General features: G+C 43.8%; 12 protein-coding genes. 3 read left to right on the top strand and 9 right to left on the bottom strand.

All coding sequences use genetic code 11. The features are described from left to right. Positions 1 to 34: 34 nt before the first annotated feature. Both E2491_RS02750 and E2491_RS02745 read right to left on the bottom strand, forming a co-directional pair. Entirely contained in the window at positions 35 to 760 is a 726-nt protein-coding gene (locus E2491_RS02750) for a LytR/AlgR family response regulator transcription factor (RefSeq protein ID WP_134372349.1), read from the bottom strand. Between the two features lies 1 nt (position 761). Continuing rightward, a complete protein-coding gene (locus E2491_RS02745; protein ID WP_134372347.1) occupies positions 762 to 2522 on the bottom strand; it encodes a sensor histidine kinase in 1761 nt (586 codons plus the stop codon). Between the two features lie 113 nt (positions 2523 to 2635). On the opposite strand from E2491_RS02745, the gene E2491_RS02740 reads away from it, so the two are divergent. The 3 genes from E2491_RS02740 (at position 2636) to mscL (ending at position 4345) form a co-directional block, all read left to right on the top strand. Then, positions 2636 to 2986: a CHY zinc finger protein gene (locus tag E2491_RS02740; RefSeq protein ID WP_134372345.1), complete on the top strand. Its 351-nt coding sequence runs from the start codon at positions 2636 to 2638 to the stop codon at positions 2984 to 2986. A gap of 72 nt (positions 2987 to 3058) precedes the next feature. Next, positions 3059 to 3859, top strand: coding sequence for an alpha/beta fold hydrolase (locus tag E2491_RS02735; RefSeq protein WP_134372343.1), 801 nt, complete (start codon positions 3059 to 3061; stop codon positions 3857 to 3859). Between the two features lie 105 nt (positions 3860 to 3964). Continuing rightward, entirely contained in the window at positions 3965 to 4345 is a 381-nt protein-coding gene (mscL, locus tag E2491_RS02730; RefSeq protein WP_134372341.1) for a large conductance mechanosensitive channel protein MscL, read from the top strand. A 245-nt stretch (positions 4346 to 4590) separates the two neighbouring features. Here mscL and E2491_RS02725 read toward each other — a convergent pair whose 3' ends face one another. From E2491_RS02725 to E2491_RS02695, 7 genes are all read right to left on the bottom strand, one after another. Next, positions 4591 to 5490, bottom strand: coding sequence for an ABC transporter permease (locus tag E2491_RS02725; protein WP_134372339.1), 900 nt, complete (start codon positions 5488 to 5490; stop codon positions 4591 to 4593). A gap of 30 nt (positions 5491 to 5520) precedes the next feature. Beyond that, positions 5521 to 6525, bottom strand: a complete 1005-nt coding sequence (locus tag E2491_RS02720; protein WP_134372337.1) for an ABC transporter permease — start codon at positions 6523 to 6525, stop codon at positions 5521 to 5523. 98 nt (positions 6526 to 6623) lie between these two features. Beyond that, positions 6624 to 8252, bottom strand: a complete 1629-nt coding sequence (locus E2491_RS02715; protein WP_134372335.1) for an ABC transporter substrate-binding protein — start codon at positions 8250 to 8252, stop codon at positions 6624 to 6626. Next, entirely contained in the window at positions 8245 to 9273 is a 1029-nt protein-coding gene (locus E2491_RS02710; RefSeq protein ID WP_134372333.1) for an ABC transporter ATP-binding protein, read from the bottom strand. Before E2491_RS02710 ends, E2491_RS02715 begins: the two co-directional genes overlap by 8 nt. Next, on the bottom strand, positions 9245 to 10264 hold the full coding sequence (locus tag E2491_RS02705) for an ABC transporter ATP-binding protein (RefSeq protein WP_134372331.1): 1020 nt from the start codon (positions 10262 to 10264) through the stop codon (positions 9245 to 9247). Before E2491_RS02705 ends, E2491_RS02710 begins: the two co-directional genes overlap by 29 nt. Before the next feature lie 397 nt (positions 10265 to 10661). After that, a complete protein-coding gene (locus E2491_RS02700; RefSeq protein ID WP_134372329.1) occupies positions 10662 to 11591 on the bottom strand; it encodes a DUF1002 domain-containing protein in 930 nt (309 codons plus the stop codon). Between the two features lie 91 nt (positions 11592 to 11682). After that, complete coding sequence (locus E2491_RS02695; RefSeq protein WP_134372327.1) at positions 11683 to 13182, bottom strand: methyl-accepting chemotaxis protein; 1500 nt, start codon at positions 13180 to 13182, stop codon at positions 11683 to 11685. Between the last annotated feature and the right edge of the window lie 143 nt (positions 13183 to 13325).

Here is a 13325-nt window from a genome sequence, read left to right as displayed (position 1 = left end):
CCTGACGTGTAAAGAGGGTGCTCAAAGCCCCCTCTTACAATTCAAGCGTTTCCCGTAATTCTTTTACATAATTGCGACTGACTGGTATGGATTCAGCCCTGTTACGCACTTTCAGCTCAAAAACGTTTGTGCTCCAGGAAACAAGCTCCTCCACCTTTTTTATATTGACGAGGTATCCCTTATGGACACGGAAAAAAGAGAAGCTTTTCAGCTTTATTTCAAGATCCTTAAGCGCAGCCTTTGTTGGATAAGTTCCCTTTTCACTCACCACAAAGGTATCTCTTCCTTCTCTGTAGACATATAAAATCTCTTCAGGCTTTAAATAAATAATCCGGTCCTCACTCTGCACAGCCAATCTTCCTGCACCGGGAGAAGAAACTTTTACCTCAGGAGGAGCGAGACGCTGCTTCAGTCTGTTAACAGCCTGTTCGAGCTGGATTTCATCAAATGGCTTGAGCAAATAATCAACGGCTTCTACACGAAATGCTTTGACTGCATAATCCGGATAAGCGGTCGCAAAAATAATCGCAGGCGGTTTTTTCATCCGCTGAAGCGCTTCAGCGAGTTCAACACCATTCATCCCTGTCATTTCAATATCCAGAAACAATGCATCCGGCTCTTCTTTCAATACAATCTCAAGTCCCTTTTCAGCTGAGGAAGCTTCGGCAATCACACTGATTTCAGGATGCATGCCGAGGAGGTGAAGCAATTCCTGTCTGCTAAGCGGTTCATCATCAATGATGACAGCTTTAATCTCCATTTCACATCACCTCTCCTATGAACTCGTCTGCAGGAGCCGGAACAGAAAAACGGACGGTTGTACCATTCCCTTTTTCAGAACTGACCGCAAGCCCCGCCTCCTCATCGATGACTTTAATTAAACGTTCGTTTAAGTTATATAAGCCGATTCCTGTGCCTTTTTCAGAGGGAACGGCAGAGGAGATCAGGGAATGAAGACGTTCTGTCTCCATGCCAAGACCATTATCTTCTATTTCTATTTTAACGCGGTCACCCTCTTTATATACCCGCACAACCAGCCTGCCTCCTTCACTTTTACCTTTCAGCCCATGCTTTATGGCATTTTCCACTAGCGGCTGCAGGGTCATAGGTGGCACGGCAGCCGACAAAGCATCCGGGTCCACGTCATACGAAACATCCAGCCTGTCATAAAAGCGTGCTTCCTCAATCGACAGATAAGCTTTTACATGCTCTATTTCCTCACTTACCGTCGAAATTTTTTTTGTTGTCCCGGACAGGTTTTGCCTGAAGAATGCTGATAATGAGATCAACAGTTTTCTGGCATGATCCGGGTTCGTTCTCGTCAGTGAGACGATTGTATTCAACGCATTAAACAGGAAATGTGGACTGACCTGGGCCTGCAGCATCCGGATTTCTGACTCTCTGGCCAGTTCTTTATGTTTTTCCCCATCTGCAATTTCAAGCTGATGACTCAGTAATGTTGATAACCCACGGATCAGCTCCAGCATGATCGGAGAAATCATCCGCTCAGATGAAAAATAAACCTTGAGTGTTCCGATCGTTTTATCTTTCTGCTTAAGTGGAGCAATAACAGCGGCCTGAAGCGGGCAGTCAGGATCATCACATTGTATAGACTGCTTCCCAACGGTAATGCCCTGTCCGGTTTCGATCACATATTTAGTCGCTTCCGTACGGATTTCCTCCCCTGTTCCATGATGATCAAGACCGTTACCGATATGTGATAAAATCGTGGTCCGGTCTGTAATCGCAACTGCCAGCGAAGGAATTTCCTTATACAAAATAGCACAGACTTCAGCTGCTGAAACAGGCGTCAAACCTTTTCTCATGTGAGTCAGTGTCAGGTTTGCAATGCGTAAGGCTTTCTGTGACTGAACCGCTCCCATCCGTTCCTCTTCCTGAATAACACTTCTGATAATCAGAACAAAAAGTGCGGTACCAATTCCATTAGCCACAATCATCGGGATCCCAATATCCTGCACAAGTGCCCACGCCCGGTCAAACGGCCTTGCCATTCCCAGTATAATCAACATTTGAACAGCTTCAGCTGAAGCCCCCACTACAAGTGCTGCCTTCGGTGTGATGATGCGGCTTTTTTTCTGCTTTGAGGAGATGATACCTGCCATAGCACCTGCCACAATCGTCGCAAGGCCGCAGGCAATGCCTGTGAATCCTCCAAGGAAAAAACGGTGTACGCCGGCAATCAAACCTGCTCCGACACCAATACGCCACCCTCCTAAAAGCCCGGCTACTACGACACCGAGCACGCGCGAATTCGCAATAGCCTCATCATCATTTAACACCCGGGTCCAGCGGTCAATCGAATCCTCCATCGGATTGATAATGATGCCTGTGTAAGTGCCGATAATTCCAAAACAGCCAAATACGATGACCAGCAGAATTCGCTGCTTCACATCAATTTGCCCGTGAGAATCGAAAAGTCTTCTAAAAAAAGATAAACGAGTCAGTAAAAATGCCACCGTGACAATGATGCCCAGACGTTCGATCATCGCAAGAATCAGCATCCAATCACCTTCATCCCTTTATTGTTAACGCTATCATAACACCTTTTACTGAATAGAGAGAAGCTGCATTTCCTTCCTTTATGATAAGATAAAAGAAAAAATGGTGATCTCACATGACGATTCAGCATAAAGTAAACATTCACGGTACAAATGTCTATGGACCGCAGATTGACCATGAAACAAGATGTACACATTATCATACCCAACTCGATATTATTGCCATTAAATTTTACTGCTGCGGTCGCTATTATCCATGCAAAAGCTGTCACGATGAAGCCGGCTGCGGAAAGCATCAGGTCTGGCCTGCTGATCAGTTTGATCAAAAAGCCATTCTCTGCGGGGCCTGTGGAACAGAATTAACGATAAACGAATACCTGAATTGTGACGCTGTCTGTCCTTCTTGCCATGCTTCTTTTAACCCGGGCTGCAGCCTGCATAAACACTATTATTTCCAAGTGGTCTGACCGCTTTTTAGTTGATTCATAGAGCCTCAATATGTTTAGATTAATAGAGTATAAAAAAAGGGGTAACGACACGTGCTTCATTACAGAACCTATCAAAATAACGAATCTCTTCCATGGGTTACTTTTATTCACGGTGCCGGTGGAAGCTCCAGTATCTGGTTTAAGCAAATCAAGGAATTCAGAAAACATTTCAACGTCATTGTCGTCGATCTGCGTGGTCACGGCCAGTCTGAGCGGGGCCGCTGGAAAAAAGGGGATACCTTTAAAGAAGTCTCTAAAGAAGTGATTGACGTTTTAAATCATTTACAAGTAAAACAATCACATTTTATCGGAATTTCATTAGGAACAATCGTTGTTCAAACGATCACAAGTGAGTTCCCTCAATATGTCCGCTCACAGATCTTATGCGGAGCGATTATTAAGCTTGATATCCGCACCAAGTTTTTATTATGGTTCGGCCGGACAACGAAACGGTTCATTCCATACATGCTGCTGTACAAGCTATTCGCCTGGATCATTATGCCGAATCGCCGGCATGAAGAATCCCGCTTAGCTTTCGTTAATTCAGCCAAAAAAATGTGTCAGAAGGAATTCATTAAGTGGTTCTCACTGACTAAAATGATTAACCCTTATTTATCAAAACTTCAGCTTGATCATAAAGGAATTCCGACGTTTTTTGTAATGGGACAGGAAGATTACCTCTTCCGTGCACCTGTAGAAGAGCTCGTCAGACGGGACCACACTCTTCAGTACATTACAATCCGCCGTTCGGGTCATGTATGCAATATCGATCAGCCGGAGGAATTTAACCTTCAGACGATTGATTATATTTATAAGCAGGAAAACAAAAGTAAGCAATTGGCTACTGGATAATGAGACAGGATGGAGCATGGCTTCATCCTGTTTTTTGTCTATTCAAATATGTACTATCTTTTCCCCTTTTCTATTTTTATAATAAAAAGAAAAGGCGGTGATCATATGTTGAAGGAATTTAAAGAGTTTGCAATGAGGGGAAATGTACTGGATCTTGCGATTGCGGTCGTTCTCGGTGCGGCATTCGGAAAAATTGTTACTGCACTTGTTGAGAACATTATCACTCCGCTGATTGGCATTTTAATGGGCGGTGTTAATTTTTCAGGACTTGCCCTCACGATTGGTGATGCAGCTGTAACATATGGTGTGTTTATTCAAGCTATTATTGATTTTATTATTGTAGCGTTTGCTATTTTCCTTTTTGTGAAGCTGCTGAATCGTTTTAAGCGAAAGGAAGAGGCAAAGGAAGCCGTTCCTGTGCCGGATCCTCAGGTTGAGCTTTTGCGTGAGATCAGGGATTTGTTGAAAGAGGAGAAGACGCTTTAGTTTATAAATCGGGCAGCAGCAGGCATTTGTTCTCAGGATTTCGGTTGAGGTTCGTGGAATGTTGCCGGTGGTTCACAGGATTTGCGCCCTGGTTCGGAGGATTATACGACACGTTCGTAAGGTTTTCAGATTTGTTCGAAGAATCGTGCCATTTGACCTATACCCTGTCCCCACCAGCAAATCATAGACAAACATCTATATACCATGTAAAACAAAAAATTCGCCGGCATCACCGGCGAATTTTTTTATGTTTTCATTTTAGGGTCAAGTGCGTCACGCAGACCGTCACCCATCAGGTTGAAGCCCAATACGGCCAGCATGATGGCCAGACCCGGGAAGAATAGCGTCCATGGTGCCTGAACGAGCAGGGCACGTGACGCTGCAAGCATGGCTCCCCACTCCGGCTGCGGTACCTGAGCACCAAGCCCGAGGAATCCTAATGCTGCTGCTTCCAGTATGGCTGTTGCAACGGCAAGTGATCCCTGTACAATGATTGGTGTCATTGAATTCGGCAGAACGTGTGAGAATAAAATCCGTGCATCACTCATCCCAATTGCTTTCGCTGCCATAATATATTCCTCTTCTTTTACACTCAGAACCCTTGAGCGGATCAGTCGTCCAAAGTTCGGTATATTAATGATCGCAATGGCAATTAACGCATTTCGCAGGGATGGGCCAAGAATGGAAACGACTGCAATCGCCAGCAAAATACTTGGAAATGCAAGCATGATATCAAATAGACGTGAGATAATGGTATCTACCCAGCGTCCATAATATCCGGCCAGAATGCCAAGCAGACTTCCAACAGCTGCAGACCCTACTACCGCCAAAAATCCAACGGTCAGAGAGATTCGCGCTCCATACACAACGCGCGAGAAAATATCACGGCCAAAATCATCGGTTCCAAACCAGAATTCAGACGATGGCGGCTGAAGACGATTTGGCAGGTCCTGTTCATTGATTCCCTGAGGAGCAATCCATGGTGCAAAGATTGCCATCAGGACAAAGAACAAAACAATACTCGTCCCTACTAGAGCAATTTTATTTTTGCGAAATTTTCTCCATCCTTCTTTCCATGGAGAAATCGTTTCTTCTTGTGGCTGCACTGGAGCTGGCGGCTCCTGTATTTTGGCTGGTTCACCCATACAAACACTCCTCTCTTACGTGAAATCCCATCAGTTGTAGCGAATCCTAGGATCAATAATTGAGTAAAGGATATCGACAATCAGATTGATCATGACAAAAATAAAGGCAACGACCAGAATGCCTGATTGAATAACCGGATAGTCACGGGATGAAATACCTTCATAGATGTAGCGTCCGATTCCAGGCAAGCTGAAAATGGTTTCTGTCAGAATCGCTCCGCCGAGCAGTAATCCTGTCTGCAGACCGATTACTGTCAGAACGGGAATAACAGCATTCTTGAGAGAGTGCTTATAAACAACCCAGAACATTTTTTCACCCTTCGCACGTGCAGTACGAATATAATCTGATTTCATGACCTCAAGCATGCTTGACCTTGTCATACGCGCAATGATTGCCATTGGAATCGTTGCAAGTGCAATACCCGGCATGATCAGATGCTTAAGCACCGTCCAGAACTGATCGAATCTTCCCTGGATTAATGTATCGAGTAAATACAAATTTGTAATAGCAGTTACAGGGTCCCGAACATCCTCACGACCTGATGTCGGCAGCCAGTCCCACTGAAGGGAAAACTGATACTGCATCATCAAACCAAGCCAGAAGATAGGCATTGACACACCTACAAGTGCTAAAATCATCGCTGTATAATCGAACCATGAATTTTGAAACCATGCTGAGATAATCCCTGCATTAACGCCAATAATAACGGCAATTAAAATCGCAAAAAATGAAAGCTCAAACGTTGTAGCAAGATAAGGCCAGATTTCTTCGTTTACAGGGGTACGCGTCCGGATTGATTCCCCAAGGTCTCCTGTAAACAAGTTACCAAGATACTGAAAATATTGAACATACCACGGTTCATCCAAACCAAGAGATGCCCTTAATGCGGCCACGGCCTCCTCTGTAGCCTGCTGTCCCAGAATCACCAATGCAGGGTCTCCGGGAATCGCCCGTATGATTAAAAACACAATAAACGTCATTCCGAGTAATACCGGTATGAGCTGCAGCAATCTTCTAATGATGTATTGAAGCATCTTTTTTCACCTCTCAACACTTCTATTCAATATGTAGTTCTAACCATAGAAAAAGGAGGAAGGCGAATGATCACCTTCCCCCGCAATGGTGTTACTGATTATTCAAAGTATACTCTGTGAAGATCATCAGAGCCTGTTGGGTGAGCAAGGAAATCCTGAAGTGCTGCAGACCCTGCCATCAAAGGTGTAGAGTGAGCAAGCGGTACCCAAGGAGCATCCGCATGAATCAGTTCCTGTGCTTCCATGTAAAGCTGGTTACGCGTATCTTCATCTGTTTCAGACTGTGCCTGAATTAACAGATCATGTACTTCCTGATTTTCGTAATACGTATAGTTGTTGCTTCCGATGTTATCCTGATCCAGAAGAACATACAGGAAGTTATCCGCATCACCATTGTCTCCAGTCCATCCAAGAAGGAATGCATCCGCTTCTCCAAGACGGGCCTTTTCAAGGTAAGTCGCCCACTCATACGTTACGATTTCAGCTGTAATCCCTACCTCAGCAAGGTTACTCTGGATTGCTTCAGCAACCTTCTGTCCATCCGGCATGTATGGACGTGGAACCGGCATTGCCCAAAGTTCCATTTCAAAACCGTCGCCAAGACCTGCTTCTTCAAGAAGCTGCTTCGCTTTTTCAGGATCATACTCATAACCTTCAATTTCATCGTTGTAGCCTGAAATTACAGGTGGCATAGGGTTTTTAGCCACTTCTGCACGGCCTTCAAAGAATGCATCCACGATCGCCTGACGGTCAATTGCGTGGTTCATTGCCTGACGTACTTTCGGATCGTCAAATGGCTCACGAGTTGCTGTAAGACCAAGGTAGCCAATGTTCATTGATGGACGTTCGAACAGCTGAAGCTGATCATTCCCTTCAATCTGTGCAGCATCACTTGGATTAATACCGTCAGCAAGATCAATCTCATTATTTAATAGTGCATTCAAACGTGCTGAGTTTTCAGGAATTGAACGGAAAATAATCTGGTTCAGCTTCGGATAGCCTTCCTGCCAGTAATCTTCGTTCTTTTCAACCACAATACGCTCATTTCTTCTCCACTCAACAAATTTGAATGGACCTGTACCAACCGGTGCCTCATTGAATCCTTCGTCACCAAGCTCTTCAACCGCAGCCGGACTCGCAATACCGAACGGGCTCATCGCAAGGTTCTTCAGGAATGGCGCCTGTGGACGCTTCAGTTTAATTTCAACTGTCATATCATCGACTGCTGTAACAGATTCGATTACGTGACCTTCGTCATCACCAAACCCACCGAACATTGATTTGTAATAGTAGAACTTATCTTCTGTTCCGTTAGCCCAGCGGTCAAAGTTAAACACAACCGCATCCGCATTAAATTCAGTACCATCGTGGAATGTTACACCTTCCTGAAGCATGAAAGTATAAGTCAGACCATCTTCAGAAACTTCCCAGTCTGCAGCAAGTCCAGGCTGGATTTCTGTATCCTGCTCACCGAAGAAAATCAGTGTGTCAAAGATGTTTTTTGTTACTTTGAAAGATTCACCATCTGTTACTGTAATTGGATCAAGTCCGACTGAGTCGCCCCCGCGTCCAAAGACAAGTGTATCTTGTGTTTCTTCAGCAGAATCGCCGCCCCCATCATTTCCTGAGCCATCTTCTGACGCCCCATCCTCACTGGAACAACCAAATAATGCAGTTGAAACCGTAAGAAGCAATACGAAAAATAATAACCATGCTTTCTTATTCATGCTTTCCCTCCTCAAGTACTTGTGTATTTTGACTCGCTGCACTACCGTTCTCTGTATATAAATGGCAGGCAACGTAATGTCCTGACTCATGCTCCCTTAATTCGGGAACCTTCTGAGCACAAACATCCATTTTAAATGGACATCTTGTGTGGAATGTACAGCCTGATGGCGGATTCGATGGACTTGGAATATCTCCTTCGAGCACCACAGACTCTTTTTCAAACAGTGGATCCGGAATTGGAACGGCTGATAATAATGCCTGTGTATACGGATGTAATGGATTTTCATAGAGCCTTTCACTGTCAGCAAGCTCAGCCATCTTACCCAGATACATCACACCGACGCGGTCACTGATATGGCGAACGACACCGAGATCATGCGCAATCACGATATACGTTAGCTGAAATTCTTTTTGCAAATCCTGCATCAGGTTCAGCACCTGAGATTGGATTGATACATCCAGCGCTGACACCGGTTCATCCGCGATAATTAATTTAGGGCGGGTCATCAGTGCACGGGCGATGCCAATCCGCTGACGCTGCCCACCGCTGAACTGATGCGGATAACGCTTAGCGTGATAACTGCTCAGCCCTACGATTTCAAGTAATTCCCTTACTTTCTGTTTACGTTCTTTTGGTGTTCCAATCCCGTGAACCTTTAACGGCTCTTCAAGAATCTTTTCAACCGTATGTCGCGGATTGAGTGAAGCAAATGGATCCTGAAATACCATCTGCATATCACGTCTAAGCTTACGCATTTCAGATGTGCTTAATGTCGTGACGTCCTGGCCTTCAAAATAAACTTTCCCGTCTGTAGGCTCAATCAGTCTGAGCAGCATTCGTCCTGTTGTGGACTTTCCACAGCCCGACTCTCCAACAATACCAAGCGTTTCCCCTTTATGTACGGTAAACGATACACCTTCAACTGCTTTTACACTGCCAACTTCTTTACCTAAAATTCCCCCACGAACAGGGAAATGCTTTTTAAGATTTTCAACTTTCAACAGTGGCTCTGCTGTCATGAGCTGCGCCCTCCTTTTCATCGAACAGGAAACATCTTGTGGAGCGGCCTTCCGCCGTATGATACAGTGGCGGGTCTTCCTGTCTGCAACGGTCAAATGCAAATTCACAGCGGTCTGCAAAGCGGCAACCCGTTTTTATTGAGCCCGGTTTCGGAACGTTACCAGGAATCGAATATAGTCTCTGCTTTTTGTATCTCATATCAGGCACCGATTGAATCAAACCTCTTGTATAAGGATGTTGAGGATCTTTAAAGATATCAATGGATGCACCTGTTTCTACTACTTTTCCTGCATACATGACTACGATACGCTCACATGTTTCAGCCACGACACCAAGGTCATGTGTAATTAACATGATCGCTGTGTTTAACTCCACGTTCAGGCGTTTCATCAGCTTTAGAATCTGTGCCTGAATCGTCACGTCCAATGCTGTTGTCGGTTCATCCGCAATCAGCAGCTTCGGATCACAGACCATCGCCATTGCAATCATGACACGCTGTCTCATACCACCCGACAGCTGGTGAGGATAATCATTCATTAATTCCTCAGCACGTGGCAATCCAACAAGTTTAAGCATATCGATCGCCCGTTTTTTCGCCTCGCGTTTATTTCCTTTTTTATGTATAAGCATGGAATCCATCAGCTGATTCCCAATTGTAAAAAGCGGGTTCAGTGACGTCATCGGCTCCTGAAAGATCATGGCAATATCATTTCCCCTGATTTGCCGCATCCTTTTTTCGGAAGCCTTCGTTAACTCCTCATCGTTCAGCTTGATACTACCTCCGACAATTTTACCGGGAGGACTTGGGATCAGTCCCATTACTGATAAGGACGTGACACTTTTGCCACAGCCCGACTCTCCAACAATTCCGAGAACTTCACCTTTTCGGACGTAAAAATCGATATCGTCAACTGCCGGCACTTCCCCATCATCTGTAAAGAAGGAAACCTTGAGCCCCTTGACGTCAAGCACCTTTTCCTGCGTGTTCATGGTAATCCCCCTCGAAATCTAAATCATTTTTATTTTTCTAATATACTTAGTTTTCTGAATTTGATAAGCCTAATTATACGATGTTACAAGAATATTTCAATACTAATTTTTTAATTTTTCTGTAGATTGCATAATTTTGCATTGAGTATAAATATGACAAACCCTTCTAAATCAAAGATAAGTCCATCTTTTCCTTTGTACAAAGATAATAAAAGATCCGTATCAAACGAGAAATGTTGGCATGAACCTTTACGTATTCTTTATTTTCATTTTCTCACTTGTATATTTATGAACAAATCATGACTATACAAGGAAAATGTATTGAGCAGAAGACGACTTACTGCCTGATACTTAAAAAAACTCCCCGGTATATCCGGAGAGTTTTGAATTGGTTTTCTTATGGAGTTGATTCATCCTCTGTTCCGCCACCAAAAATGCCTGAAATGGCGTCGATGATCCCCTGGAAGAAGTCGCGTACTCCCTGCCAAAAGCCTTCATCATTGATCACGTCGCTGAGCTGATCCTGGATCGCTGTGGATAAATCATTCAGCTGCTGTGATACGTTATCAAAATTGATATTTAAATTTCTCATCTGTTCAAACAGGTCTGTTAATCTTTGACGATCTTCCTCACTCAGATTAATTTCAAGATTTGTCAGCTGATCGTTAACAATCTGCTCGACATCTTCACGAGTTGCCGGATTCTGCTCAGCAATCGCCTGTTTGATTTCTGTTAAGAGTTCACTTACTTTTTCCTGATCAATGCCTTCTTCGTTTGCAAGGTCCGTTGCCAGATTTAATTCATCGTTGGCTACTTCAAGTCTTGCTGTATCAAGCTCTTCACCACTGACTTCATACGCTTTATAAATTCCTGTCAGAGCAGAGTGCCCACTTACCTTTACAGGAGAAGCGATTTCAACTGTGGCATTTTCAATCCCTGCTGTTAAAAGGGCATTGGCATACATGCTGTCCGTTACTTCTGTAATGTTTTCCGGATTCACGCGTTCAATGACAAGCCCGTGCCCATCATCTTCACGGGTAATTTTAGCAGAAGAAAACATACGCGCATTGCGATCTTCTCCGTCAATATAACGTACAAGATCTTCACCCGTGACAACCACTTCCTCTACCATCTCAGGATCGGTTACTTCAAGCATTTCACGGACTTCCTGTTTTTGATCCTCAGAAAGCGTTCCACCAAGTACCAGAATAGGCAGACCGAAGCGCTCATCAATACTTTCTTCCGTGTTATGGTCAGATGCTCCTGCGTTAAAAGCAGGTATCAAAAGCATAACCGCCATTGCAGATATGAATATGCGTTTTAACATGTTATTTCTCCTTTTGATTTCCATATTTAGCAGAGCAGTCGTATTGACTGTCTCTTATATAGACGTTTTTTCTGAACAAAAGGTTTCAGGATTATTTTTTCAGGTTAGCCATCAGGTCATTTGCCTGTCCTTTTACCTCATCGGCAAAGGATTGGATGTCGTTAAATGTTTGTTCTAATCTGTTCATGGAATCAATGATGCCTTCAATACTTTGATCATTTTCTGATGCGTGCTGCTGCAGTACCTGCATGGCTTCGTGAACAGACTGTCCGCTTTGAGCGGAACCCTTTGATGCCTCAATCACCTGATTGAGCTGCTGCTTGAGTTGTTCCTGGCGCACAATCAGCTGCTGAAAAACAGAAGCGGTGTCATGGATGGAAGCCATACTGATATCGATTTTCCCTTTTGTGCTATTCAACGACTGAACAACTTCCTCTTTAGCGTTTGAGATATCGGATACGATCGCTCTGATGTGTTCAGAAGAAACAGAGGATTGCTCTGCAAGCTTTCTCACTTCATCTGCTACAATTGCAAATCCTTTTCCATGCTCACCTGCTCTTGCCGCTTCAATGGATGCATTCAGTGCCAGAAGATTTGTCTGATCAGCGATTCCTTCAATTAAATTCAATGCCTGATCGATTTCCTTCGTTTTTTCATCCAGAACCTGAACGGTATCAACGGATTTTTCAGACGAACTTTGGACTTCTGACATCTGTCTGATTGTATCCTTTAAATTTGACTGATTTTGAGCGGCAGTATGGATCACTTCATCTGTTAAAAGGTGCATCTCATCTGTACGCGCTGATACATTTCTGACCTCATTGATAATGCCATCAGCATGCTGTTCGGCAGCTGCTGAAGATTCTCGGTAATGCAATGATACCGCTTCCATTTTTTCCAACTGTCTGCTTACAGAACTAACAGCCTGTGATGATCCATCTAACTGATCAGTCAGGCTCTCAACTTTCCCTTCCAGTTCAACAGCGGTATTTTCCACTTTTCCAAGCATTTTTTGCAGCGCTTCTTTCAGTTCTTCACTTTGTTCAGTTTTGATCCGTGCACGACGTACAGCATATAAAAGAATAATTGCGATCGGAACATATTGAACGATATGATAGGCTCCTGTTAAAATGGCAAATTCCATAGACGTCGTAACGGTCATCGGCTCTGCAAAATACAAATGAACAAACTGAGCCACTCCCAGCAGAACCGCGGTCGCAATCAATGCTTTTTTCATCAGCTTTGCATCCGCATAAACCGCTGCAATTCCCAGTGGTACAAACCAGAAATACGGAACATTCACCCAGGCGTTTGAATAAAAAATAAACGCCAATAAAAGAGTGGACAAAACAGATAACTCCTTAAAATAGACCGGTTCCCTGGACAATTTATAGTAAAGAGGCGGTAAGATCAGCAGCAGGAACTGTGTGTTATACAATACATTCATTACCGTCAAATCAGGTATTCCATATAGCAAAACCTGCGCAACCATATTGACAACCATTAAAGCAGCAGAAACAATAAATATTTTGCAAAGAAGACCTGACAGTTTGTGTTCTGTCTCACGCTTCTCTACTCCCCCATTTGTCATAAAAATAATCCCCCTATATGTATCTATGTAAGTCAATTAACCTAATTATAGTGTGATCATTATGGGATGAAAAGGAATTTTTATAAAATTCAATCGACTTTTCTTTCGACTTCTTTCGAAATGGCGTATGATCAATAATGACT

The organism is Jeotgalibacillus sp. R-1-5s-1 (assembly GCF_004405105.1).
Classification (GTDB): domain Bacteria; phylum Bacillota; class Bacilli; order Bacillales; family Jeotgalibacillaceae; genus Jeotgalibacillus.
This window is presented reverse-complemented; position numbering and strand designations above follow the sequence as displayed.